Source organism: Mesorhizobium sp. CC13 (assembly GCF_039907765.1).
In the GTDB taxonomy this organism is placed as follows: Bacteria; Pseudomonadota; Alphaproteobacteria; order Rhizobiales; family Rhizobiaceae; genus Aminobacter.
Genome location: NZ_JARDJI010000001.1, coordinates 479,743 through 503,439 on the forward strand (window position 1 = coordinate 479,743; position 23,697 = coordinate 503,439).

Here is a 23,697-nt window from a genome sequence, read left to right on the forward strand (position 1 = left end):
ATGGCAAGCGAAACCATCCTTTCGGTCAAGGACCTGCGCGTCCGTTTCCGCACGCTCGACGGCGCCGTCGACGCGGTCAAGGGCATCAACCTCCACGTCGATGCCGGCGAGACGGTTGCCGTTGTCGGCGAGTCGGGCTCCGGCAAGAGCCAGACGATGATGGCGGCCATGAACCTTCTCGCCTCCAACGGCGAGGCGAAGGGGGCCGTCGATTATCGCGGCAAGAACCTGCTGACGCTCAGCAAGTCGGAACTGAACCAGGTTCGCGGCCGAAAGATCAGCATGATCTTCCAGGAGCCGATGACCTCGCTCGATCCGCTCTACACGATCGGCAACCAGCTCATGGAGCCGATCCGCCGCCATCGCGGGCTGAGTGCAGCGGAGGCGCGCAGCGAAGCTCTCAGGCTGCTGCATCTGGTCAAGATCCCGGATCCGGAACGGCGCCTGAAATCCTATCCGCACGAGATGTCGGGCGGCCAGCGCCAGCGCGTGATGATCGCCATGGCGCTCGCCAACGACCCCGACATCCTGATCGCCGACGAGCCGACGACCGCGCTCGACGTGACCATCCAGGCGCAGATCCTGACCTTGCTCGCCGAACTTCAGAAGAAGCTCGGCATGGCGATCGTCTTCATCACCCACGACCTCGGCATCGTCCGGCGCTTCGCCGACCGCGTCTATGTCATGCGCTCGGGCGAGGTGATGGAGGAGGGGCGGACCGACGAACTCTTCGCCAATCCCAGGCACGACTATACCAAGATGCTGCTCGCTGCGGAGCCGACCGGCCACAAGGCGGCGCCGCCCGACAGCGCGCCCGTTCTCATGGATGGACGCAACGTCGAGGTCGAGTTCAAGATCGGCGGCGGCTTCCTGGCCGGCCCGCCGATGCTGCTGAAGGCGGTGGATCGCATTTCGGTGACGCTGAAGCGCGGCCAGACGATCGGCATCGTCGGCGAGTCGGGTTCAGGCAAGTCGACACTCGGCCGGGCGCTGCTCAGGCTATTGCCCAGCGAAGGATCGATCCGCTTTGCCGGCCACGATCTGTCCAAGGCGGACCGGGGTGAAATGCGGCCGCTGCGGCGCGAGCTGCAACTCGTCTTCCAGGATCCGTTCGGGTCGCTCTCGCCGCGCATGACGGTCGGCCAGATCGTCACCGAGGGTCTTCTGGTGCATGAGCCGTCGCTGTCCGCCAAGGACCGGGACGCACGCGCCGTCGCGGCGCTGCGCGAGGTCGGCCTCGATCCCGCGGCCCGCAACCGCTACCCGCACGAGTTCTCTGGCGGGCAACGGCAGCGCATCGCCATTGCCAGGGCGATGATCCTCAAGCCGAAGGTGGTCGTGCTCGACGAGCCGACATCGGCCCTCGACCGCTCCGTGCAGAAGCAGATCGTCGAACTGTTGCGCAAGCTGCAGGCCGACCACGACCTGTCCTACCTGTTCATCAGCCACGATCTCGCGGTGGTCCGCGCCATGTCGGACTACATCATCGTCATGAAGCAAGGGAAGATCGTCGAGGAGGGGCCGACGGACGAGATCTTCGGCAATCCGCGCGAAGCCTATACCAAGACCCTGATGGCGGCTGCGATCGACGAGACGAAGTTCCGCCAGTCCGCCTGACGACACAAGCTTTCGACCGAGAATTGGCGGGTCCGGAGATCTACTCCGGACCCGTCTGCGTTCAGAGCACGAGGACCGACCTGCCGCAGTTTACGCCATGGACGCGGATGTCGGCCTCGCCGACCTTCACGCCGAGGAGCATCAGCGTATTGTAGAGCAACTCGTCGACCGGCGCCGTCACGCCGCTGAGCAGGCTGGTGACCGTGGACTTGACCGCATTGTCGCTCGGCACGAACAGGCCGATTGGGATGAGGCCCAGCAGGTCGACGTCTATCCCGAGCGACAGATCGCCGATCAGCGAGGCCGTCAGCGATTGCGTCAGGTTGCGGGACGAAACGTTCTTTACGACCCGGTTGTCGATATCGCTCTTGGTGAAGGTCTTCGTCGTCGGCGACATGTTGCCGATGTCTATATGGGCGCTCCCGATGACGTCGACCCTGATCAGTCCGAGACCGGCGTGGACGATGTGAGCGGGCTGTACCACCGGCTTCTTGGTGAAGACCTTCAGGTCGGCGGGATTGATGTCGCCGAGCCATACTTCGGCCACGCCGGGCTGCGCGGCCACGGTCACGATGGCGCTTGCCGGCTTGCCGGTAGGGCAGGACACGCTCTTGAGCTGCGCCTCGGCATAGGCCAGTTCGACATAGAGCGGCAGCCTGATCGACGTGCCCAGATTGCCGCCCAACAGGCCACTCGACCCGACGGCGGCTTCGATCTTGAGCCTGGTCTGCGCGGTCCTGACGATCTTGCCTGCCTCGCCGATGGCGAACCATGTGCCACCCTGCGGCGGCTCGCCGATGGCGACGTTGACGGTGACGGCGGCAAGCGGGGGCAGTCCGGCGCCTATGTTCGCCGCGACTTGGTTTGTCCCGTTGGCGATGGCCGCGGCCGCGCCGATCAGTTCCATGACGCCTACCTTGGCGTCGAACGCCGAAGCACCCTTGCCAAGCGCGAGCTTGCCGACCTGGCCCAGGTCCAGGAAATGCGACAGCGGCACCTTTAGCGATTGCGAGATGTTGGCGCCCAAGAGCTTGGCGATCGCTACATCGGCTGCCTTGTCCGCCGTCGTGGTTGCCAGCGCCGACAGCACCTGGCCTACCGTCGCCTCCGATTTCAGGACATCGTTATAGGTGCCCGCCGTGATCTTGAGCTCGGTCGCCAGCGCATCCATGAACTGGAGTGCATCGACGTCGACAGCCGCGAGCGCGTTGTAGTCCATCAGGCTCAGCGACAGGTTCGTGCCCAGCAGTCCGCCGAGGATGCCGTTGAGCACGCCGTCCTTGAGGCTCGCCAGGCGTGACCCGACCGAGAACGCCGCCTCCGCTGGCGCGCTGGCGACCGCGGTCGTGACGATCTGCCGATCGCCCAGAAGGGCACCGGCGAAATAGGTGGTGCCGTCCTTGCGGAAGGTGACGCGAACGGCATTGAAGGGTGTTGCCCCCACGACGAACCGCTGCAGGGCGGCAACGCTGGGATCGGCTGCGTAGTGGCCTTTCTCCACGAGGACCTGTTTGTAGCCCACAAGCGTGGGCTCGACGTCGAGACTTCCGACCAGCGACACGTCGCCGTTGCCATTGTTGGCGAACGCCTTCAGAACGGCCTCGTTGGCCTTGCCGATGTTCGCCGCACCGTAGATGGCCGCGAGGTCGGTGATCGACTGTGCTTCCCGGCGCTCGACGTAGAGCGAGCCTTCATCGACCGCGAAGGCTGCGACCGCGAGGCCGATCGGCAGCGTCAGCGCGAACATCGTCGCGATGTTGCCCCCGCAGGCCCGCCGAAACGCGCCAATTTTGTTCAGAATGGCCCCACGCATTCAGATGCCCCCCACCCTAATTGTCGACGATCGAGAAATGGTCTGCTCGGGCAGCGGCAGGATTGGCAGGAGATTCCAGATCGGCAGCTGCCTCGCGTCATAGCGCAAGGCGACCACGAACTGCTGCCCGTCCTTGTCGCTGTCCTTGACGTCGACGACGAGCTTCTTCCTGTCGATGAACACATATCCGTCGGCGTTGAGATCGATGTATCTCTGCGCGAGCGTCTTGCGCTCGGCTTCATCGAGACCCGCAATTGCCGTGCGGGCTGCATCGGCTGCCATTTGCTGGACGGAGTGCAGGGCGCCGAAAAAGATTCCGTAGGCGATCATCCCGAATACGAGGAGGATGAAGACCGGGACGACAATTGCGAATTCGATCGCTGAGGTGCCGGTTTGATTGATTAGGAAGGAAAGTCGGTCAGGAGGCCGTGTGCGTGGCAGGATGCCCCGCCGGTCATGAAGGTCAATCAGTTCCGTAAAAGGCTTGGAACCGTCGGCTCCGGCCTTGGCGTGCCGGCGAGAGGCCTTCAATGCACAAATGAGCTTGGCAGTGTGAGGGAGTTCTTTGGAAAACGGTTTGTACTTCAAGTATTCATGCTCTTCCATGTGCCACCTGTTCGGTTGGCTGCGATCTATGTCCGGACACCAAATTGGGTGCTCCTAAGATCAAGGCCATCCTGCCTCTGGAAGATTATCGCTTTGCTAATGAAGTAGTTTGTGAAGGAATATGCTCAAGAATTGTTCAAGCTTGAAGATAAAATTCGAATGGGATTTTAAGGAAATTTGACCGCGGAGCGTGCCCTCTGTAGGGCAGTGCAAGCTGAGGTTGATCGGTTATATTTATGTACCCCAAGCAGATCAAACACATGGTAATGTGGATCGGCGGACACCGCGTCAAGCCATTGCTCAAAATGGCAAATGAAGGAACGTGAATTGGCCGAAGGTATTCCTATGGCAGAAAATCTGCGAACACCTATTGTCCGGCAAGTTCGGTAGAATGAAATCTATGCGGGAGTATGGCCGGGAAAGATATGGCGGCCCACATCTTTGATTTTTCTGGTCGGAGTGGCAGGATTTGAACCTGCGACCCCATCGTCCCGAACGATGTGCGCTACCAGGCTGCGCTACACTCCGTGACCAGACGGCGGGCTTATAGCTGCCGCTTCCGTATCCTGCAAGCGCCAAAGGACCGACTGGCACAATTTTTCGCAAGTAGGTAATCTTGCTGTGCTTTTAAGCCTTTGTGCTGCCTTTGCGTAAGGGGGGACAGCGCCTCAATCTTGCGGTAATCGGTGCAGGCTAGAGCGAATGCGCAGCGTTTGCGCAGGTGGAGTATAGTCGTGAACATCAAGCCAGTGGGCCAGGCCACACCCAACAGCTTCGAATTCGAGACGCGTGCGCTGGTCAAGCCTACCGGCTTCCGCGAGTACGACGCACGCTGGTGGTTCGGGCATCCGAGTTCCGCCAAGGAGCCGGAGCTCAACCTGATCGGCGTGCAGGCGCTGGGAATGGGCGTCGGCACGCTGATTCGCCGTCTCGGGGCCGGGCCGGACATCGTGACGGGCCACGACTTCCGCTCCTATTCGCTGTCGATCAAGCTGGCGCTGGTTTCGGGCCTGATGGCCACGGGCGCGCGCGTCAAGGACATCGGACTGGCGCTGTCGCCCATGGCCTATTTCGCCCAGTTCGCGCTCGACACCCCCTCGGTCGCCATGGTGACGGCCTCGCACAACGAGAACGGCTGGACCGGCGTCAAGATGGGCGCGCAGCGCCCGCTGACCTTCGGTCCGGACGAGATGACGGCCCTCAAGCAGATCGTCCTCAACGGCGACTTCGACCTGACCGGCGGCGGTGCCTATGAATTCGTGCCGGATTTCCGCAAGACGTACCTCGACGATCTCGTCGCCGGCAAACGCATCACCCGCAGGCTGAGGGTGGTGGCCGCATGCGGCAACGGCACCGCCGGCGCCTTTGCACCCGAGGCACTGGAGCGCATCGGCTGCGAGGTCATTCCGCTCGACGTCGAACTCGACCACTCGTTCCCGCGCTACAACCCCAACCCCGAGGACATGCAGATGCTGCATGCCATCAGGGACAAGGTGCTGGAGACGGGCGCCGACGTCGGCCTCGGCTTCGACGGTGACGGCGACCGCTGCGGCGTGGTCGACAATGAGGGCAACGAGATCTTCGCCGACAAGGTGGGCGTCATGCTCGCGCGCGATATCTCGGCGCTCTATCCGAACTCGACCTTTGTCGTCGACGTGAAGTCGACCGGCTTGTTCAACACCGACAAGGCGCTGGCTGCCAATGGCGCGAAGACCGACTACTGGAAGACCGGGCACTCCTATCTCAAGCGTCGCGTCGCCGAACTGGGCGCCATCGCCGGCTTCGAGAAGTCCGGCCATTTCTTCTTCAATCCGCCGATCGGCCGCGGCTATGACGATGGCATCGTCACGGCCATCGCCGTCTGCCAGATGCTCGATCGCAGCCCAAGCAGGTCGATGGCTGATCTCTATCGCGATCTGCCACTGACCTATGGCACGCCGACCATGTCGCCGCATTGCGACGACGAGCTGAAATATGGCGTCGTCGACAAGGTGGTCGCCGATTTCGAGGCGATGAAGCGCAGTGGCGAGATCTTTGCCGGCCAGAAGATCGTCGATCTCGTGACCGTCAATGGCGTGCGTGTCGTTGCCGAGGACGGCACATGGGGTCTGGTGCGCGCATCCTCCAACAAGCCGGAACTGGTCGTGGTGGTGGAGAGCCCGGTGTCATCCGAGCGCCGGCGCGAGATGTTCGATGCGGTGGATGCGGTGCTGAGGCGCAATCCGGCCGTCGGCGCCTACAACCAGACCTTCTGAGGGAAGCGGGTATGGCTGAAAGAATCGCCAGTTTTGTCATGAGTGGCGGCGTGGGCTCCAGGCTCTGGCCGCTGTCGCGCGAGGACAACCCCAAGCAGTTCCATGATCTTTCGGGCGACGGCTCGATGCTGGTCAAGACGTTGAAGCGGCTGGCCGCACGGGACGAAGGCGAAACGCCGATTTTCCTCATCGCATCGGAACGCCACGCGGCACGGGTGCGCGCCGACCTTGCCGCGATCGAACTTTCCGGCGGCGGCGCGATCTTCGAGCCGACGGGCCGCAACACGGCTGCCGCGGTGGCAATTGCCGCGCTGCAGACGATCAAGGCCTATGGCGACGGCATCGTGCTGGTGGTGCCTTCGGACCACGAGATTTCGACGCAGCGTCAGTTCTGGGACACGGTCGAACGCGGCGTGCCGGCGGCCCGGGCCGGCCGCATGGTTGTGTTCGGCATCCGCCCGACCGCGCCCGAGACGGGCTACGGCTACATCGAGGCTGGCGCCGACACCGGCGGCGTGTCCGACGTAACGCGCTTCGTCGAGAAGCCTGACCTCAAGACGGCGGAGGTCTATCTCGCTGCCGGCAACTTCTTCTGGAACGCGGGCATCTTCCTGTTCAAGGCAAGCGCCATGCGCGACGCCTTCCTGAAGCACCAGCCGGAAATCTGGCAGAAGGCCGAGACTGCGTTCAAGGCCGCGACCAGCGATCTCTCCGGCGTCTACATGCCGCTGGATGCCTATCAGGCCATACCGTCCAATTCGATCGACTATGCCATCATGGAGCGTGTCAGTGGCATAGCCATGGTGCCGGCGAGTTTCCGCTGGAACGATCTCGGCTCGTGGCAGTCGCTGCTCGACGTTAGCCCCTCCGACAAGGACGGCAATGTCATCGTCGGCGACGTGGTTGCGATCGACTGCGAAAACTCCTACCTGCGCGGTGACGGACGGCTGCTTTCGGCGATCGGCATGAAGGACGTCGCCATTGTCTCGACCTCCGATGCGACCTTCGTCGCGCCGGTCAGCCACAGCCAGAACGTCAAGAAGATCGTCGAGCAGCTCGAAAAAAGCGGGCGCCTGGAGACGAAGTTCACGCCCGCGCACGGCCGGGTGCTGGCCAACGGCGCCTGGCGTCGGCGCGTCCAGCACTGGCTGATGGACGAGACGTTGCCGCTGTGGTCCACCGTTGGTGTCGACGAACAGTTCGGCGGGTTCCACGAGGCGCTCGGCTTCGACGCGCGGCCGCTGGCCAAGCCCAAGCGCATGCGCACGATGGCGCGCCAGGTCTATGCCTTCGCGGTGGCCAAGCAGCGCGGCTGGGACGGCAATGCCGACCAATTGATCGACCATGGCATCCGTTTCATGGCCGACAAGGGCCGCACCGACCGCGGCGGCTGGGTGCGGGCGCTGAACCCCGACGGCAGTGTCGTCGACCCGGTCGAGGACGCCTACGACCACGCCTGCGTGCTCTTGGCACTGGCGCATGCGCATCGCGTCGGCAACGCCGAGGCGCTAGCGCTTGCCGAGCAGACCTTCGCCTTCCTCGACAAGCACCTCGAGGACGAGCGCATGACGGGCTTCATGGAAAGCCCCGACGGCGAAGGCTTGCGGCGCTCCAATCCGCACATGCATCTGCTGGAGGCATTTCTCGCCTGGCATGCGGTGACCGGCGACAGGGCGTATCTGCGCCGCGCGGCCCGCATCATCGATCTGTTCCGCAGCCACTTCTTCGAAGTCGACAGCTGGACCTTGGGCGAGTTCTTCGACCGCGACTGGCATCCGGCCTCAGGCGAGAAGGGCCAGTGGACCGAGCCGGGCCACCATTTCGAATGGGCTTCGCTGCTGGTCGACTTCGCCGACAAGAGCGGCCAGAAGGAACTGGTTGCCTTCGGCCGCAAGCTCTATGCGTCGGCTGTCGCCAACGGGCTCAACCGCGCGACGGGACTGGCCTATGGCGCAGTGTCCCGGCAAGGCTTGCCGCTCGACCGCATCTCGCGCAGCTGGCCGCAGACCGAGGCGATCAAGGCGGCCGTGGCGCTCGACGGCACCGGCGGCCCCGATCTCAAGCCCGAGATCGAGGCACGTGTCGGTCGCCTGTTCCGCTGGCACATCGATCCGGCGCCTCAAGGGTTGTGGATCGACCAGATCGACGAGCGCGGCCGCTCGCTGGCCAAGGAAGTGCCGGCGAGCATCTTCTACCATCTGGTGACGGCGCTGACGCAGTATCTCGACAAGACCGAGGACGTCGCTCACTAGCGATCAGGCAAAGAAAAAGCCGGCCCATTGGCCGGCTTTCGCATTTTGGGTCTGGACGATCAGTACGGGCTGCCGACGTCGCCGGTCTCGACGTAGACAGTTTTCAGCTGGGAATAGTGCTGGAGTGCGGCAAGCGAGTTTTCGCGGCCGATGCCCGACTGCTTGGCGCCGCCGAAGGGAAGTTCGACCGGCGTCAGGTTGTAGGCGTTGATCCAGCAAGTGCCGGCCTTGAGTTCACCGATGACGCGATGGCCGCGCGTGATGTCCTTGGTGAACACGCCGGCCGCGAGGCCGAACTCGGTGTCGTTGGCGCGCGCGATCGCTTCCTCTTCGCTGTCGAAGGACAGAACGCTCATGACCGGACCGAAGATTTCCTCGCGGGCGATGCGCATGTCGTCCTTGACGCCGGCGAAGACGGTCGGCTCGACGAAGAAGCCGCCCTCGAAGCCCTGCAGCGACGGTGTGCCGCCGCCGCAGCGCAGCTCGGCGCCCTCGTTCTTGCCGACGGCGATGTAGTCGAGAACCTTGTCGTGCTGCGCCTTGCTGACCAGCGGGCCCATCTGGGTGTCGGGATCGAGCGGGTCGCCGATGCGGATCGCCTTGGTGCGTTCGACCAGGCGCTCGACGAAGCGGTCGTGCAGGCCCTTCTGGACGAAGACGCGGGTGCCATTGGAGCAGATCTGCCCGGTCGAGTAGAAGTTGCCAAGCATGGCGCCGCCGATGGCGTTCTCCAGGTCGGCGTCGTCGAAGACGATGATCGGCGACTTGCCGCCGAGTTCCATCGTCGCATGCTTCATGTGCGAGCCGGCGAGCGACAGCACCTTCTTGCCCGTGGGCACCGAGCCTGTGAGCGAGATCTTGTCGACGACCGGATGCGAGGCAAGCGCCGCGCCGACGTCGCCATACCCTTGGACGACGTTGAACAGACCGTCGGGCAGACCGGCTTCGGTGTAGATTTCCGCGAGAGCCAGCGCCGACAGCGGCGTGTTTTCGGAAGGCTTGAACACCATGGCGTTGCCCATGGCGAGCGCGGGGGCAGACTTCCAGCCGGCGATCTGGATGGGATAGTTCCAGGCGCCGATGCCGACGCAGACGCCGAGCGCCTCGCGCTTGGTGTAGGCGAAGGGACCGCCGAGATCGACATAGTCGCCGTTGAAGGCGGCTACTGCCCCGGCGAAGAACTCGAGGCAGTCGGCGGCGGACGCCGCGTCGGCGACAAGCGTCTCCTGGATCGCCTTGCCGGTGTCGAGGGTCTCCAGCCTGGAGAGCTCCTCATTGCGGGCGCGGAGAATGTCGGCGGCCCGCCGCAGGATACGGCCGCGTTCGACCGGCTTCAGACGGGCCCAGGCCGGCTGTGCCTCGCGCGCGGCCTCGACGGCCAGCTCGACGATGTTCTGCGTTGCCGACCGCAGTTCGGCGATTGTCTCGCCGGTGGCCGGATACATAACAGGGATCAGGGCTCCGCGTTCGTCGTCTATGTAGCGGCCGTTGACATAATGCGAGGCTTTGGGCTGGGCGCGCATGCGTTTGCTCCAGTTGTATTTTCGGTGTCCGGGCGAGTTGGCCGGATGATGCTCTATCTGTCGGAGACCTGCCAGCGCGGATTGATCCACGGCTCCTGGTTGGACGGCGCGAGCGGGGATCGGCCGAGGATATGGTCGGCCGCCTTCTCGCCGGTCATGATCGACGGTCCGTTGAGGTTGCCGTTGGTCACGCGCGGGAAGATCGAGGAGTCGGCGACGCGCAGGCCCTCGACGCCGATCACCCGGCATTCCGGATCGACCACGCTGGTCGGGTCGTCGGCGCGACCCATGCGGCACGTGCCGCAAGGGTGGTAGGCGCTTTCCGAATGCTCGCGGATGAATGCGTCGAGCTGCTCGTCGGTCTGGACCTGGCTGCCCGGGGAAATCTCCTTGCCGCGGAACGGATCGAAGGCCGACTGGGCAAAGATCTCGCGGGTGAGGCGGATGCAGTGGCGGAAGTCCTCCCAGTCGTCGGGGTGCGACATGTAGTTGAAGCGGATTTCCGGCTTGGCCCACGGATCGCTCGACCTGAGGCTGATCGAGCCGCGCGACTTCGACCGCATCGGCCCGACATGGGCCTGGAAGCCATGCGACTTGGCCGCCGCCTTGCCGTCGTAGCGCACGGCCGCCGGCAGGAAATGGAATTGGATATCGGGATAGTCGACGCCGGCTTTCGAGCGCACGAAGGCTGCGGCCTCGAAATGGTTGGTGGCGCCGAGCCCGGTCTTGAACAGCAGCCACTCGGCCCCGATCAGCGCCTTGGAGAAAGGGTTGAAGACCGAGTGCAAGGTGATCGGCTGCGTCGCCTCCTGCTGGATGTAGAGCTCCATGTGGTCCTGGAGGTTCTGGCCGACGCCGCGCCGGTCGGCGACCACCGCGATGCCATGCTTCTTCAGGTGCTCGGCGGGTCCGATGCCAGACAGCATCAGCAGCTTTGGCGAGTTGATCGAGGAGGCAGCAATGATCACCTCGCGTCGTGCCTTAACGATCTGAATCTTCTTGCGAGCTTCGATCTCGACACCGACCGCGCGTTGATTCTCGATCACCACGCGTCGGGCGAAGCCATTGACGACACGGACATTTCCGCGCTTCAGCGCCGGCCGCAGATAGGCGTTGGCCACCGACCAGCGCCGACCGCCATGGATGGTCTGCTCCATGGCACCGAACCCTTCCTGCTTCGAGCCGTTGTAGTCCTCGGTCAGCTCGAAACCGGCTTGCTGGCCCGCCTCGACGAAGGCCTGGTAGAGCGGGTTCCTGCGGGGGCCGCGCTGTATGTTGAGCGGACCCGAGGTGCCGCGCCAGCCGTCCTCGCCGCCGTTCGCATGTTCCATGCGCTTGAAGTAGGGCAGCACGTCGGCGTAGCCCCAGCCGGCAGCACCCTGTTCGGCCCAGTGGTCGAAGTCGTGGGCGTGGCCGCGGACATAGACCATGCCGTTGATCGAGGATGAGCCGCCCAAAACCTTGCCGCGTGGGGTGGCCAGTACGCGACCGTCGAGATGCGGCTCCGGCTCACTGGCATAGCCCCAGTCGTAGCGGCTCATGTTGAGCGGAATCGACAGTGCCGACGGCATCTGGATCAGCGGGCCGAAATCGGTGCCGCCATATTCGATGACGATCACCGAGTGCTTGCCGTCCTCCGACAAGCGGTAGGCCATGGCCGAGCCGGCGGAGCCGGAGCCGACGATTACGAAATCTGCTTCAAGCATTGTTCACATGGACCATAAAATCGGCGAGCGAGACGTTGCCGCCGGTTGCGACGACGAGCACGGTCTTGCCGGACACGTCGACCTTTCCTCCCAGAAGTGCCGCCAGCGAAGAAGCACCCGACGGCTCGAGCACGAGCTTCAGGCGCTCGAATGCCACCTTCATCGCGCCGCGGACGGTTGCGTCGTCGACCGTCAGGCCGCGCACGTTGGTGGCCGTCACGGCTGCGTAGGGTGCTTCGCCCGGCTTGCGCGCCATCAGCCCGTCGCAGATCGACTTCGGGCCGAGCGGCATGGTTTCGATGGCGCCGTGGGCGAGCGAGCTGCCCATGCCGTTGAAGCCTTCGGGTTCGACGGCGAACACCTGCGTTGACGGCGAAAGATAGTGGAAGGCGAGCGACACGCCGCCGATCAACCCGCCGCCGCCGACCGGGCAGAGCACGATGTCGGCCGCGACGCCCTTCGCCGCCAGCTGTTCCAGCGCTTCGAGCCCGGCGCCTGCCTGGCCGGCGACGATTTCCGGGTCGTCGAACGGATGCAGCAGGGCGAGGCCCTCGGTCTCCGAGATCTCGCGCGCCTTGGCTGCGGCGACCTCTTCGCGGGCGCGATCGCCGTGGTCGGTGAGCACGACGCGGGCGCCGTAGCCCTTGGTCGCTTCGCGCTTGGCGGCGGGGGCGTCGATAGGCATGACGATGGTGACGGGGATATCGAGTGCCTGGCCGGCGGCGGCAAGGCCCTGGGCAAAATTGCCGGAGGAATAGGCGACCACGCCGCGCCTCGCCTCGTCGGCTGTCAGCTGCTTCAGCCGCCAGTAGGCGCCGCGCGCCTTGAACGAGCCGGCCCATTGCAGCGACTCGGCCTTGACGAAGACGCGCGCAGCGCCCGACTCACGGGCAAGGGCTGCAGATTCGAGCAGCGGCGTGAGTTGGGTCGCGCCCGAGGTCTCGGCATAGGCCTGGCGCAGCCTGTCCAGGCTCGGAACCGTCGTTGTCATCATTCGCCCCTCGGGAAACGCTTGCTCTCTTCGAGCACGTTGAGGTCCATGTGGTTGCGCATGTAGCGCTCGGACGCTTTCTGCAGCGGCTGGAAATCCCACGGGTAGTAGGCGCCGTTGCGCAGGGCGGGATAGACAACCCAGCGGCGCGCCTGACTTTCCCGCACGGCCGCATCGAAGGCCGCCATGTCCCAGCGAGCGCGGACCTTCGCCATGAAGCTGGCGACGAGGTCGGCGTGAGCAGGATCGGTTGCAAGGTTGGTAAGCTCTTGCGGATCCGATTCCAGATCAAACAGTTGCGGCGGGTCGATCTCGCAATGGACGAACTTGAAGCGGCCTTCGCGGATGGCGACCAGCGGGGCGTAGGAACCCTCGGCGGCATACTCCATGAGCACAGGGGCGGTTCGCGGCTTGCCGGCGGTGAGCGGAACGAGCGACTGGCCGTCGGTCCAGGGCGCTATGGCGGTCAGGTCGATTCCGGCGAGGTCGCACAGCGTCGGCAGAACGTCGAGATTGGAGGTCGGTGCGTCGATCCGTCCGCTCGGGATGGCCTTGCCCGCGACCATCAGCGGCACGCGCGCCGAGCCTTCGTAGAAGCACATCTTGAACCACAGGCCGCGCTCGCCCAGCATGTCGCCGTGGTCGGAGCAGAACAGGATGACCGTGTCGTCGAGCATGTGCGTGCGCTCGAGCACCGACATCAGCTCGCCGACCTTGTCGTCGATGTAGGAGATGTTGGCGAAGTAGCCGCGGCGTGAGCGGCGCACCTGCTCGGGCGTGATGTCGAAGCTGGCGTAGTCGCTGGCGAGGTAAAGGCGCTGCGAGTGCGGGTCCTGCTTGTCTTCGGGGATGAAGCCGACTTCGGGGTCGAGGGCAGGGCAATCCTCGTAAAGGTCCCAGTACTGCCGCCGGGCGACATAGGGGTCGTGCGGGTGGGTGAACGAAACGGTGAGGCACCAGGGGCGGCGCTCTGCCTGGTCGGAGACGCGGGCGAAGTCGTAGAGCTTCTGGGTCGCCAGGAAGGCGACCTCGTCGTCATACTCCATCTGGTTGCTGATCTCGGCCGTGCCGGCGCCGGTGACCGAGCCGAGGTTGTGGTACCACCAGTCGATGCGTTCGCCGGGCTTGCGGTAGTCCGGCGTCCAGCCGAAATCGGCCGGATAGATGTCGGTCGTCAGGCGTTCCTCGAAGCCGTGCATCTGGTCCGGCCCGACGAAATGCATCTTGCCCGAGAGCACGGTGTGATAGCCGGCGGCACGCAGGTGATGGGCAAAGGTCGGGATGGACGAGGCGAACTCGGCGGCGTTGTCGTAGACCCCGGTGCGCGACGGTAGCTGGCCCGACATAAAGGCGGCGCGGCCCGGCGCGCAGAGCGGAGAGGCGGTGTAGTTGTTCTTGAACCGCGCCGAGCGTGCTGCCAGCGCCTTGAGGTGCGGGGCGTGGAGGAAGCCGGCCGGCCCGTCTGGGAACAGGGTCCCGGCCAGCTGGTCGACCATGATGATGAGGATGTTCGGCTGGCGGGTCATGGCTTCGGTGACACCTGCGAAAGCTTGGTTTCCAGAAAGTCCTCGACCAGCGCGACGGCCGACGCCGCATTGGGGATGCCGTCGCGCAGGGCACGCCGAATGTAGAGGCCGTCGATGAGCGCCGCCGTCGCTTCGGCGACGCGCTCAGCCTCGCCATGCGGCAGGAGCCGGCCCAGGCCGCTCATCAGATTGGACTGGAGGCGGCGGGCATAGATACGCAGCAGGCGGCGCAACGCCGGCGACTTCTGCGCTTCCACGTAGAAGGCAAGCCATGCAGCGATGGTCTCGGAACGGAACTGCTTGTCCGAGAAATTCACCGAGATGACGGCCGAAACGCGGGCGCGCGGCGTCTCTGCCAGCCGCAGTGCCGCGGTCGTGTCCATAAGGAGTTCGGACAGCAGGTGCCGCATCGTGGCGGCAAGCAGTTCGTCCTTGGCGCCGAAATAGTGGTGCGCGAGGGCCGACGACACGCCGGCGCGGCCGGCAATCTCCGACATCGTCACGTCGAGCGTGCCACGTTCGCCGATCGCAGAGATCGTCGCGTCGATCAGCGCCTTGCGACGCAGCGGCTCCATTCCGACCTTGGGCATCAGCTTCCTCCGGCGAGCGACCTTATTTTTAATTGACTCATCAATCAATGAAAATGCGCGGCGCTCGTAGTTCCAATTGCGGCATTGCAACTTGGTCAAAATTGTTCATAGTTGAACGGAATTGAGGGCGTTGGAATCGCCTGGCAAATGGCGCAAAATGTGAATCGGCGACGGAGACGAACATGACCGCATGCATCGTGGGCTGGGCCCATTCGCGCTTCGGCAAGCTCGAAGGCGAGACGCTCGAAAGCCTCATCACCAAGGTCGCGAACGAAGCGCTCGAACATGCCGGCATCGGCCCGGACGATGTCGACGAGATCGTGCTCGGCCATTTCAACGCCGGCTTCTCGGCCCAGGACTTCACCGCGAGCCTCGTGCTCCAGGCCGATGACCGCTTGCGCTTCAAGCCGGCGACGCGTGTCGAAAATGCCTGCGCCACCGGGTCGGCCGCCGTGCGCCAGGGAATCCGCGCCGTGAATGCCGGCCAGCGAATCGTGCTGGTGGTCGGCGCCGAGCAGATGACCACGACGCCGGGGCCGGAGATCGGCAAGAACCTGCTGCGTGCCTCCTACCTGCCCGAGGATGGCGATACGCCTGCCGGCTTCGCGGGTGTGTTCGGCAAGATCGCCCAGGCCTATTTCCAGCGCTACGGCGACCAGTCGGACGCGCTGGCGATGATCGCGGCCAAGAACCACAAGAATGGCGTCGACAACCCCTACGCCCAGATGCGCAAGGATTTCGGCTTCGACTTCTGCCGCCAGGAGAGCGAGAAGAACCCCTTCGTCGCCGGGCCGCTGAAGCGCACCGACTGCTCGCTGGTGTCGGACGGCGCTGCCGCCCTGGTGCTGACCGACGCGACCACGGCGCTGAGGATGCGCCGGGCGATTGCCTTCCGCGCCAACGAGCACGTGCAGGACTTCCTGCCGATGTCGAAGCGCGACATCCTGCAGTTCGAAGGCTGCGAGGTGGCGTGGAACAAGGCGCTGAAGTCGGCCGGGATTTCGCTCGACGACCTCTCCTTCGTCGAGACGCATGACTGCTTCACCATCGCCGAACTGATCGAATACGAGGCGATGGGGCTGGCGCCGCGCGGCGAGGGTGCCCGCATCGCCATGGAAGGCATCACCGCCAAGGACGGCCGCCTGCCGGTCAATCCCTCCGGCGGCCTCAAGTCCAAGGGCCACCCGATCGGTGCGACCGGGGTTTCGATGCACGTGCTGACGGCCATGCAGCTGGCCGGCGAGGCCGGCGGCATCCAGGTCAAGGACGCCAGGCTCGGCGGCATCTTCAACATGGGCGGTGCGGCCGTCGCCAACTACGTCTCCATCCTGGACCGCATCAGATGAGGCATTCCGCCGTGGTCATCGGCGGCGCTTCGGGCATCGGCCTTGCAGTGGCCGAGCGCCTGATCGCCGACGGATGGCCGGTGGCGGTGATCGACCCCGACGGCGGAGCGCTCCAGGCGGCGGAAGATCAGATCGACAACGACGAAGTCGTCTTCATCGAGGCCGACCCGACCGACGAGGACGATGTGGCCGACGCCTTCGACCAGGTGGTCGACCGGCTTGGCCTCATAGGCGGCCTGGTTGCGATGACCGGGTTTGGGCGGAGTTCCTCGGTCGAGGACACCAGCGCCGAAACGTTGCGCGAGGCGCTCGACCTCAACCTCGTGGCCCCCTTCATCGCGGCGAAGGCGGCGCTCGAACGCATGGGCGCATCGCTTTCGATCGTCAGCATCGGTTCGTTGGCGGGGCTGCGGGCAAATCACGGCCAATTGGCCGTGGCCGCCTCGGAAGCCGGGCTCAAGCTGATGTCGCAGGCGCTGGCGCTCGAATGTGCGGGGCGCGGGGTCAGGGTGAATGCGATTGCTGCCGGTCCATCGGGTGAAGACGCATATGCGCCCGGCAATGGCCGCATCGAATCGAGGCATGTCCCGCAGGGGCGGTTTGCCGAACCGGACGAGATCGCAGCGGCTGCTGCATTCCTGCTTTCACCCGAAGCGAGCTACATCAATGGCCATACGCTGGCCGTGGATGGCGGATTGCTTGCAGCCGGGCTATCGATAGACCGACCGTGAGCGACCCTGCGTGAGATCGCGTCGGTCATCGATTGTTGCAGTTGCATGAAGGCTCGCTAGACATGACAAATCCGGTACTCGTCGAGATGCTGCGTGGCGGCACCGTCGAAAGCGTCCATCGCGGCTCGGTCGTGGTGATGGATGCGGATGGCGGGAAGGTTCTTGCCCTGGGCGACACCGCGCGGCCGGTGTTTCCGCGATCGGCCGTCAAGGCGATCCAGGCGCTGCCTTTCGTCGAGAGTGGTGCTGCGGACCGCTTCGGCTTCGGCGAGCGCGAACTGGCGCTTGCCTGCGCCTCGCACTCCGGCGAGCCGGGCCATGTCGAACTGGCGCAATCCATGCTGGCCAAGGCCGGTCTCGGAGCGGAGGCCCTGGAGTGTGGCGCGCACTGGCCGTCCGGACAGGGCGCGATGATTGGACTGGCGCGCAGCGGGGCGGCTCCGAGCGCTCTCCACAACAACTGTTCGGGCAAGCATGCGGGCTTCGTCTGCACCTGCAGGCACCTGGGCATCGACCATCGCGGCTATGTCGGCGCCGACCATCGCTTCCAGCAGATGGTTCGCCAGACGATGGAGCAAGTGACCGGCACGGCCCATGACGCCTCCAACCGCGGCACCGACGGGTGCTCGATCCCGACATTCGCCATTCCGCTCGACAATCTTGCCCTGGGCTTTGCCCGGATGGCGACCGGAACTGGTTTGGGACCGGAGCGAGCCAAGGCCGCGCGCCGGCTTCTTGCAGCCTGCATGGCGGAACCGTTCATGGTCGCCGGAACCGGAAGGGCCGATACCGAGTTGATGGAGGCTGCCCCCGGAAGGATCTTCGTCAAGGTCGGTGCCGAAGGCGTCTATTGCGCGGCGATGCCGGAGCTTGGGCTCGGCATCGCGCTCAAATGCGACGACGGCGCGGGCCGGGCGGCCGAGGTGATGATTTCGGCCGTGCTGGCCAGGCTTCTTTCGGGCGACGGCGGGCTGGCTGCCAGGATGCGACACGCGGCCAATCCTGTCCTGAAGAACTGGAACGCGATCGAGGCCGCGTCGCTCAGGCCAACCGAAGCACTAGCCTAAAGGGTGCTGAGATACGCTGAGATCAGCCGGCTTGTTATCGACCAAACGAAGGCCTAGGTTCTTTCCATGAGTAGAGCTTTCACACGTGAAGACGATAGCGAAAACCAGATCGCCGACATCGGCGAGAGGCCGGTAAGCACACACCGCAATCTGGTGACCGAGCACGGATTGGCGCAGATCGAGGCCGAGCTGGGCCGGCTGCGCGAGGATTTGGCGAAGGCCGAAGGCGAGGCCGACCGCGAGCGCATTGCGACGGTTTCGCGCGATCTTCGCTATTGGCAGGCGCGCCGGGAAAATGCGGAGGTCTCGGTTCCCGAACCTGACAGTTCCGTCGTGCGCTTCGGTATGAAGGTGACGATCGAGGACGATGACGGCAAGCGCAATGCCTGGCGCCTTGTCGGCGAAGACGAGGCCAATGCCGCCACGGGCAGCATTTCGCATGTTTCGCCCATGGCGCAGGCTCTTTTCGGCAAGGGCGTGGGCGAAGTCGCCACCGTCAACGGGCGCGATTGGGAGATCGTCGAGATCCGTATCTAGCTTTCGATTGCGATCGTGTGGTCGCGGAAGAACGCGGCGGCGCCCGCTTCATCGATCTCGCCGGCGGCGACGCCCATCACAAATAGATAAAGTGCGCCATCGTCTGCGATCAGTTCGTAGCCATTTACGGCCAGAAAGGTGCCGGCGGCGACAATCGCCGTTCGTTTGTTGCCGTCGACGAAGGCATGGTTGCGCGCGATGCCGAAGAGATATGCCGCGGCGAGCTCGATTACCGTAGGTTCGCCATAGATGGCCTTGGTTTCCGCCCGCGCCAGAGCAGACCCAAGGTCATTTTCGTCGCGCAGGCCGTGAGCGCCGCCATGCCGCTTCAGTTGCTCGGCATGCATTGCTTCCACGACGCGCCTGGATAGGAAAAGCGGGCTCATTCGGCCAGCTTCTGAAGCGCGACCTTGTACTTGTCCATGAACTTGCGGGCGGCCTCCATCTGCCGTTCGAAGACGTCGTCGGTCGGCTTCAGGGTCAGGCCATCCTTGGACTCGATAATCTCCAAAGTATCGCCAGCCCTGAGATTGTGCCGGTCGAGCACCTCCTTGGGCAGGATCACGCCTTCCGAGTTTCCGATCTTGCGCACGGTCACGTTCATGGCTGCATCTCCATGTTATAACCCATGTATAACATGGAGGCTGGAAGGAACCAAGCCATTGTCGCCCGGTGAGGCGGCCACTATACCTTGCAGGGGCCGCGAAGGCGGTCGCGACATCGCATTGCCGGAGAGGAAGCCCATGGCGCAGGACGACAGCATTTTCATTGGTGCCAGCCGCAAGCCGGACGACAGCTACCAGCGGCCCGAAGCATTGCTGCTGAAATACGGCAACCGCCACGGCCTCGTCACCGGCGCGACCGGCACCGGAAAGACCGTGACGCTGCAGATTCTCGCCGAGGGTTTCTCGAATGCCGGCGTGCCGGTCTTCTGCGCCGACATCAAGGGCGATCTGTCGGGCATTGCCATGATGGGGGAGGCCAAGGACTTCCTGGTCGCCCGCGCCCAGGCGGTGAAGCTCGACCCCTATGAGTTCCAGGAATTCCCGGTGATCTTCTGGGACCTGTTCGGCGAACAGGGACATCCGATCCGGGCAACGGTGTCGGAGATGGGCCCGCTGCTCCTGTCGCGTCTCATGAACCTGACCGAGGCGCAGGAAGGCGTGCTGAACATTGCCTTCCGCATCGCCGACGAAGAGGGGCTCCTGCTGCTCGACATGAAGGACCTGCAGGCGCTGCTCGCCAACATCGCCGAACGCGCCGACGAGATCGGCGCCCGCTACGGCAACGTGACCAAGCCTTCGGTCGGGGCGATCCAGCGTTCGCTGCTCGTCCTGGAGCAGCAGGGCGGCAATAACTTCTTCGGCGAGCCGGCGCTGAAGATTGCCGACATCATGCGGACGACCCGCGATGGCCGCGGCGCGATCAACGTTCTGGCCGCCGACAAGCTGATGATGAACCCGCGGCTCTATGCGACCTTCCTGCTCTGGCTGCTCTCTGAGCTGTTCGAGGTGCTGCCGGAGGTGGGCGATCCCGACAAGCCGAAACTGGTCTTCTTCTTCGACGAAGCGCATCTCCTGTTCGACGAAGCGCCGAAGATCGTGGTCGACCGGGTCGAGCAGGTCGTGCGCCTGATCCGATCAAAGGGCGTGGGCGTCTATTTCGTCACCCAGAACCCGCTCGACGTTCCGGATACCGTGCTCGCCCAGCTCGGAAACCGGGTGCAGCACGCGCTGCGTGCCTACACGCCGCGCGAGCAGAAGGCGGTGAAGACGGCCGCCGATACATTCCGGCCGAACCCGGACTTCGACTGCGCGACCGCCATCACCCAGCTCGGCACCGGAGAAGCGCTGGTTTCGATGCTCGAGGCCAAGGGCGTGCCGGCGATGGTGCAGCGGACGCTCATCCGTCCGCCGGCTTCGCGCCTCGGCCCGGTTACCGCCGACGAGCGGCGCAAGCTGATCAACGAGAGCCCGGTCGCCGGCCAGTACGACCAGACGGTCGACCGTGAATCGGCGTTCGAAAGGCTGCAGAAGAAGGCAGCCGAGGCTCAGCAGGCGCAGCAGGAGGCCCAGAAGGCGGATACCGGTGGCGGCGGCTGGACGATCCCGGGCTTTGGCAACGACGGCGACCGCACGTCCGGTGGCGCCCCGCGGCAGCGCAGCAGCTCTGGCCGCCAATCCGTGGCCGAAGCCGCGATCAAGTCGGTGGTCCGCTCGGTCGGCTCGTCGCTCGGACGCGAGCTGGTTCGAGGAATTCTGGGGAGCCTGAAGAAGGGCTTCTAGAGCGGTTCCGCCTTTCTTCGAATTGCGAGAACGCTCTATCTCTTTGTTTTGACGCAATTCCGGACGGAAAACCGCTTCACACTTTTCCTGGAATTGCTTTAACGAAAACGGCGGCGTGCAAAGGCACGCCGCCGCAATATTTGGTCAATCCGAAATCAGATCAAGCGGTACCAAGCCCGCTGGTGACCAGGATCGGGCTTCCGTTGGGAACGCGATCGTAGAGGTCGATCACGTCCTGGTTCATCATGCGGACGCAGCCCGAGGAAACCGCCTTGCCGATCGACCACCATTCCGGCGAGCCGTGGATACGGTAAAGCGTGTCCTGCTTGTTCTGGAAGATGTAGAGCGCACGGGCGCCGAGCGGGTTGGTCAGCCCGGGCTGCATGCCGCCGTTGCGGGCGCTGTACTTCTCGAGTTCCGGCTGGCGGGTGATCATTTCATCCGGCGGGGTCCAGGTCGGCCACTTGCGCTTCCACTGCATGACGGCGCGGCCGGACCATGCAAACCCCTGGCGTCCGAGGCCGACGCCATAGCGCAGCGCCTCGCCGTTTTCACGCACCAGATACAGGAAGAAGGCCGACGTATCGACCACGATGGTGCCGGGCCGCTCACCGGTGGGATCGGGAACGATCTGCCGCATGAACTTGCTCTGGACCTTCTTGAGCGGGATCGCCGGGATCTCATACCCCTCGTCGACGACGGACGAGTACATGGTCGTATAGTCGCCGAATGCCGGCTCGACGCTGGCGGGCGGCTGTCCCACGGAAGCGGCCGAAGCCTGATCGCCTCCGTTGGTGGTGGCGCAAGCCGAAAGGGCCGCCGTTGCGGCGCCGGCCGCCGTCAGATTCAGGAAGCCGCGACGGCTTAGGGATGGCTTAGGGGGAAGAATTATGGACATGACAGCAGTCTGGAGTTCCAGTTCGGATGATATGGTGAATATAAAAGAAACCTGTTGCGTTCGCATTAACGCGTATGATGATAGGCGTCGTTAATTCAGGCTTGAAGGTGGAAAAACAATGGCAAATCTGTGATCGACTGATCACTGTTGCTATATTGCCACAAGTGTTGCAGTGACGACTTAGCCGTGCGTCAGCAAACCTTCCAGCGACGGAAGGATTAAATGCGGCGGATGGTCGCTATATTCGTCAGGCTGTGAATTTCGATTTATCCAGACGGTGCGGAAGCCGAACTTTGCCGCGCCTGCTATGTCCCAGCGGTTGGACGACTGGAAGGACACCGCGTCCGGATAGAGCCGCCAGTTGCTCGCCACGAGGTCGTAGACGGACTGATCCGGCTTGAAGCGGCGGACGCTTTCCACCGAGAACACTTCGTCCAGGATCATGTCGAGAGCCGCGGACCGTACCGCAGCGTCGAGCATCTCGGGCGATCCGTTCGAAAGGATGGCCAGTCGTGCGCCGTTGTCCTTGAGCGCGCGCAGCACGGCCGGAACCTCCGGATAGCAGTCGAGGTGCCAATAGGCGTCGAGCAGTTTCGCGCGCATCGCAGGGTCGACCGACGGAACCTTGCGGAAGGCGTAGTCGAGCGCCTGCTCGGTCAACTGCCAGAAATCGGCGTGGGCGCCCATGAGCGTGCGGACCCAGGAATATTCGAGCTGCTTGGCCCGCCATATCTCGGACAGCAACAGGCCGTCGGGACCGATTTCGGCAGCATGTCGCCGCACGGCCGCATGGATGTCGAACAGCGTGCCGTAGGCGTCGAATATGTAGGCTGCATGGCGCATGGCAGGGTTTTCCACCGACTTGCCGGCTGACGCAAGGGCGCCGAGCGTCTGGCTCCAACATTTCGGCCGGCTGCCGGTTGACGTGCCTGGACAAAGCCTCTTCCATGACCGCCATCAATCGGATGTTACGGGAAACCTACAATGACGCTGGCAGCGGCTGCACAATCCACGACTTGGACCTTCGTTGATGGAGACTGGTACGAGGGTAACGTTGCGGTCATCGGGCCGCGCAGCCACGCCATGTGGCTGGCGTCGACCGTGTTCGACGGCGCCCGCTGGTTCGAAGGCGTGGCTCCCGATCTCGAGGCCCATTCCCGGCGCGTGAACGCATCGGCGATCGCGCTTGGCCTGAAGCCGACGATGGCTGCGGAAGACATTGTCGGACTGACCTGGGACGGGCTCAAGAAGTTCGACGGCAAGACGGCCGTCTACATCCGCCCCATGTACTGGGCCGAGCACGGCGGCTACATGGGCGTGCCGGCCGATCCCGCGTCGACCAGGTTCTGCCTTTGCCTCTATGAAGCGCCAATGATCCCGCCGGCGGGCTTCTCGATCGGCCTGTCGCCGTTCCGCCGCCCGAGCCTCGAGACGATGCCGACCAACGCCAAGGCGGGCTGCCTGTACCCGAACAACGGCAGGGCGATCCTGGAAGCCAAGATGCGCGGCTTCGACAATGCGCTCGTGCTCGACATGCTCGGCAATGTCGCAGAGACCGGCTCGTCGAACATCTTCATGGTCAAGAACGGCCAGGTCTTCACGCCGGCACCCAACGGGACCTTCCTTTCCGGCATCACGCGGACCCGCACAATGGGCCTGCTTGCGGAACGTGGCATGTCCGTCGTCGAGAAGACGCTCTCGGTGCGGGAATTCCTCGAGGCCGACGAGATCTTTTCCACCGGCAACCACTCGAAGATCGTCCCGATCACGCGGATCGAAGAAAGAATTCTCCAGCCGGGACCGGTAGCAAAATTGTCGCGCGAGCTATATTGGGAATGGGCGCACTCGGCCCCCAGGGCCTGAGCGGCGCAAACCGAAAAAACGCGCCTCGCAACCGTTGTCACATGCAGGTGGCAACCTATCTCTAGACGGCATACACATGCCGCGATTTTGC

Annotated in this window: 20 protein-coding genes and 1 tRNA gene; 9 read left to right on the forward strand and 12 right to left on the reverse strand. The window is 64.2% G+C overall.

Going from position 1 to position 23,697, the window contains the following annotated elements; translation table 11 throughout:
* Window positions 1-1,617, forward strand: coding sequence for an ABC transporter ATP-binding protein (locus tag PV773_RS02235; RefSeq protein ID WP_347964763.1), 1,617 nt, complete (start codon window positions 1-3; stop codon window positions 1,615-1,617).
* 61 nt (window positions 1,618-1,678) lie between these two features.
* On the opposite strand, the gene PV773_RS02240 is transcribed toward PV773_RS02235, so the two are convergent.
* The 3 genes from PV773_RS02240 to PV773_RS02250 all read right to left on the reverse strand — a co-directional run bounded on the left by PV773_RS02240 (window position 1,679) and on the right by PV773_RS02250 (window position 4,564).
* Window positions 1,679-3,430 carry a pilus assembly protein TadG-related protein gene (locus PV773_RS02240; protein ID WP_347964764.1) on the reverse strand — a complete coding sequence of 584 codons (1,752 nt, stop codon included), beginning with the start codon at window positions 3,428-3,430 and terminating at the stop codon, window positions 1,679-1,681.
* The gene (locus PV773_RS02245) at window positions 3,431-4,036 is read right to left on the reverse strand and encodes a TadE/TadG family type IV pilus assembly protein (RefSeq protein ID WP_347964765.1); all 606 of its coding nucleotides are present in this window, start codon (window positions 4,034-4,036) and stop codon (window positions 3,431-3,433) included. It lies immediately after the preceding gene.
* A gap of 451 nt (window positions 4,037-4,487) precedes the next feature.
* Window positions 4,488-4,564 (reverse strand) — tRNA-Pro (locus PV773_RS02250).
* Between the two features lie 206 nt (window positions 4,565-4,770).
* Here PV773_RS02250 and PV773_RS02255 point away from each other — a divergent pair.
* Both PV773_RS02255 and PV773_RS02260 read left to right on the forward strand, forming a co-directional pair.
* Window positions 4,771-6,291 carry a phosphomannomutase/phosphoglucomutase gene (locus PV773_RS02255; protein WP_347964766.1) on the forward strand — a complete coding sequence of 507 codons (1,521 nt, stop codon included), beginning with the start codon at window positions 4,771-4,773 and terminating at the stop codon, window positions 6,289-6,291.
* 11 nt (window positions 6,292-6,302) lie between these two features.
* Window positions 6,303-8,543: a mannose-1-phosphate guanylyltransferase/mannose-6-phosphate isomerase gene (locus tag PV773_RS02260; protein ID WP_347964767.1), complete on the forward strand. Its 2,241-nt coding sequence runs from the start codon at window positions 6,303-6,305 to the stop codon at window positions 8,541-8,543.
* 59 nt (window positions 8,544-8,602) lie between these two features.
* On the opposite strand, the gene betB is transcribed toward PV773_RS02260, so the two are convergent.
* The 5 genes from betB to betI are packed head-to-tail and all read right to left on the reverse strand — an operon-like array spanning window position 8,603 to window position 14,879.
* Window positions 8,603-10,066 carry a betaine-aldehyde dehydrogenase gene (gene betB / locus PV773_RS02265; RefSeq protein WP_347964768.1) on the reverse strand — a complete coding sequence of 488 codons (1,464 nt, stop codon included), beginning with the start codon at window positions 10,064-10,066 and terminating at the stop codon, window positions 8,603-8,605.
* 53 nt (window positions 10,067-10,119) lie between these two features.
* Window positions 10,120-11,772: a choline dehydrogenase gene (betA, locus tag PV773_RS02270; protein WP_347964769.1), complete on the reverse strand. Its 1,653-nt coding sequence runs from the start codon at window positions 11,770-11,772 to the stop codon at window positions 10,120-10,122.
* The gene (locus PV773_RS02275) at window positions 11,765-12,766 is read right to left on the reverse strand and encodes a threonine/serine dehydratase (RefSeq protein ID WP_347964770.1); all 1,002 of its coding nucleotides are present in this window, start codon (window positions 12,764-12,766) and stop codon (window positions 11,765-11,767) included. Before PV773_RS02275 ends, betA begins: the two co-directional genes overlap by 8 nt.
* Window positions 12,763-14,289, reverse strand: coding sequence for a choline-sulfatase (gene betC, locus PV773_RS02280; RefSeq protein WP_347964771.1), 1,527 nt, complete (start codon window positions 14,287-14,289; stop codon window positions 12,763-12,765). The genes PV773_RS02275 and betC overlap by 4 nt, the downstream gene beginning before the upstream one ends.
* Window positions 14,286-14,879 (reverse strand): transcriptional regulator BetI, encoded by a 594-nt coding sequence (betI, locus tag PV773_RS02285; RefSeq protein WP_347964772.1) that lies wholly within the window; start codon window positions 14,877-14,879, stop codon window positions 14,286-14,288. Before betI ends, betC begins: the two co-directional genes overlap by 4 nt.
* A gap of 182 nt (window positions 14,880-15,061) precedes the next feature.
* Between betI and PV773_RS02290 the strand changes: the two genes are divergently transcribed.
* From PV773_RS02290 to greA, 4 genes are all read left to right on the forward strand, one after another.
* The gene (locus tag PV773_RS02290; protein WP_347964773.1) at window positions 15,062-16,225 is read left to right on the forward strand and encodes an acetyl-CoA acetyltransferase; all 1,164 of its coding nucleotides are present in this window, start codon (window positions 15,062-15,064) and stop codon (window positions 16,223-16,225) included.
* Entirely contained in the window at window positions 16,222-16,956 is a 735-nt protein-coding gene (locus PV773_RS02295; RefSeq protein WP_347964774.1) for an SDR family oxidoreductase, read from the forward strand. Before PV773_RS02290 ends, PV773_RS02295 begins: the two co-directional genes overlap by 4 nt.
* A gap of 62 nt (window positions 16,957-17,018) precedes the next feature.
* Window positions 17,019-18,023, forward strand: coding sequence for an asparaginase (locus PV773_RS02300; protein ID WP_347964775.1), 1,005 nt, complete (start codon window positions 17,019-17,021; stop codon window positions 18,021-18,023).
* 66 nt (window positions 18,024-18,089) lie between these two features.
* Complete coding sequence (greA, locus tag PV773_RS02305; protein WP_347964776.1) at window positions 18,090-18,560, forward strand: transcription elongation factor GreA; 471 nt, start codon at window positions 18,090-18,092, stop codon at window positions 18,558-18,560.
* Here the strand turns inward: greA and PV773_RS02310 are convergent.
* Together PV773_RS02310 and PV773_RS02315 are read right to left on the reverse strand one after the other, a co-directional pair.
* Window positions 18,557-18,946 carry a type II toxin-antitoxin system death-on-curing family toxin gene (locus PV773_RS02310; protein ID WP_347964777.1) on the reverse strand — a complete coding sequence of 130 codons (390 nt, stop codon included), beginning with the start codon at window positions 18,944-18,946 and terminating at the stop codon, window positions 18,557-18,559. The genes greA and PV773_RS02310 overlap by 4 nt on opposite strands.
* Window positions 18,943-19,164: an AbrB/MazE/SpoVT family DNA-binding domain-containing protein gene (locus PV773_RS02315; RefSeq protein WP_347964778.1), complete on the reverse strand. Its 222-nt coding sequence runs from the start codon at window positions 19,162-19,164 to the stop codon at window positions 18,943-18,945. Before PV773_RS02315 ends, PV773_RS02310 begins: the two co-directional genes overlap by 4 nt.
* 139 nt (window positions 19,165-19,303) lie before the next feature.
* On the opposite strand from PV773_RS02315, the gene PV773_RS02320 reads away from it, so the two are divergent.
* Window positions 19,304-20,845 (forward strand): helicase HerA-like C-terminal domain-containing protein, encoded by a 1,542-nt coding sequence (locus tag PV773_RS02320; RefSeq protein ID WP_347964779.1) that lies wholly within the window; start codon window positions 19,304-19,306, stop codon window positions 20,843-20,845.
* Window positions 20,846-21,005: 160 nt separating this feature from the next.
* On the opposite strand, the gene PV773_RS02325 is transcribed toward PV773_RS02320, so the two are convergent.
* Together PV773_RS02325 and PV773_RS02330 are read right to left on the reverse strand one after the other, a co-directional pair.
* A complete protein-coding gene (locus tag PV773_RS02325; protein WP_347964780.1) occupies window positions 21,006-21,743 on the reverse strand; it encodes a L,D-transpeptidase in 738 nt (245 codons plus the stop codon).
* A 180-nt stretch (window positions 21,744-21,923) separates the two neighbouring features.
* Window positions 21,924-22,586, reverse strand: a complete 663-nt coding sequence (locus PV773_RS02330) for a haloacid dehalogenase type II (protein WP_347964781.1) — start codon at window positions 22,584-22,586, stop codon at window positions 21,924-21,926.
* Window positions 22,587-22,727: 141 nt separating this feature from the next.
* Here PV773_RS02330 and PV773_RS02335 point away from each other — a divergent pair, with 141 nt between their 5' ends.
* Window positions 22,728-23,606 carry a branched-chain amino acid aminotransferase gene (locus tag PV773_RS02335; protein ID WP_347964782.1) on the forward strand — a complete coding sequence of 293 codons (879 nt, stop codon included), beginning with the start codon at window positions 22,728-22,730 and terminating at the stop codon, window positions 23,604-23,606.
* Window positions 23,607-23,697 lie beyond the last annotated feature (91 nt).

Excerpts from the sequence above, each read along its gene's own strand:
- PV773_RS02245 (WP_347964765.1), bottom strand. The coding sequence starts at position 4,036 with ATGGAAGAGCATGAATACTTGAAGTACAAACCGTTTTCCAAAGAACTC.
- PV773_RS02320 (WP_347964779.1), top strand. The coding sequence starts at position 19,304 with ATGGCGCAGGACGACAGCATTTTCATTGGTGCCAGCCGCAAGCCGGAC.
- PV773_RS02235 (WP_347964763.1), top strand. The coding sequence starts at position 1 with ATGGCAAGCGAAACCATCCTTTCGGTCAAGGACCTGCGCGTCCGTTTC.
- betA (WP_347964769.1), bottom strand. The coding sequence starts at position 11,772 with ATGCTTGAAGCAGATTTCGTAATCGTCGGCTCCGGCTCCGCCGGCTCG.
- PV773_RS02290 (WP_347964773.1), top strand. The coding sequence starts at position 15,062 with ATGACCGCATGCATCGTGGGCTGGGCCCATTCGCGCTTCGGCAAGCTC.
- greA (WP_347964776.1), top strand. The coding sequence starts at position 18,090 with ATGAGTAGAGCTTTCACACGTGAAGACGATAGCGAAAACCAGATCGCC.
- PV773_RS02335 (WP_347964782.1), top strand. The coding sequence starts at position 22,728 with ATGACGCTGGCAGCGGCTGCACAATCCACGACTTGGACCTTCGTTGAT.
- PV773_RS02315 (WP_347964778.1), bottom strand. The coding sequence starts at position 19,164 with ATGAACGTGACCGTGCGCAAGATCGGAAACTCGGAAGGCGTGATCCTG.
- betI (WP_347964772.1), bottom strand. The coding sequence starts at position 14,879 with ATGCCCAAGGTCGGAATGGAGCCGCTGCGTCGCAAGGCGCTGATCGAC.
- PV773_RS02310 (WP_347964777.1), bottom strand. The coding sequence starts at position 18,946 with ATGAGCCCGCTTTTCCTATCCAGGCGCGTCGTGGAAGCAATGCATGCC.
- PV773_RS02240 (WP_347964764.1), bottom strand. The coding sequence starts at position 3,430 with ATGCGTGGGGCCATTCTGAACAAAATTGGCGCGTTTCGGCGGGCCTGC.
- PV773_RS02260 (WP_347964767.1), top strand. The coding sequence starts at position 6,303 with ATGGCTGAAAGAATCGCCAGTTTTGTCATGAGTGGCGGCGTGGGCTCC.
- PV773_RS02295 (WP_347964774.1), top strand. The coding sequence starts at position 16,222 with ATGAGGCATTCCGCCGTGGTCATCGGCGGCGCTTCGGGCATCGGCCTT.
- PV773_RS02275 (WP_347964770.1), bottom strand. The coding sequence starts at position 12,766 with ATGATGACAACGACGGTTCCGAGCCTGGACAGGCTGCGCCAGGCCTAT.
- PV773_RS02300 (WP_347964775.1), top strand. The coding sequence starts at position 17,019 with ATGACAAATCCGGTACTCGTCGAGATGCTGCGTGGCGGCACCGTCGAA.
- betB (WP_347964768.1), bottom strand. The coding sequence starts at position 10,066 with ATGCGCGCCCAGCCCAAAGCCTCGCATTATGTCAACGGCCGCTACATA.
- betC (WP_347964771.1), bottom strand. The coding sequence starts at position 14,289 with ATGACCCGCCAGCCGAACATCCTCATCATCATGGTCGACCAGCTGGCC.
- PV773_RS02325 (WP_347964780.1), bottom strand. The coding sequence starts at position 21,743 with ATGTCCATAATTCTTCCCCCTAAGCCATCCCTAAGCCGTCGCGGCTTC.
- PV773_RS02330 (WP_347964781.1), bottom strand. The coding sequence starts at position 22,586 with ATGCGCCATGCAGCCTACATATTCGACGCCTACGGCACGCTGTTCGAC.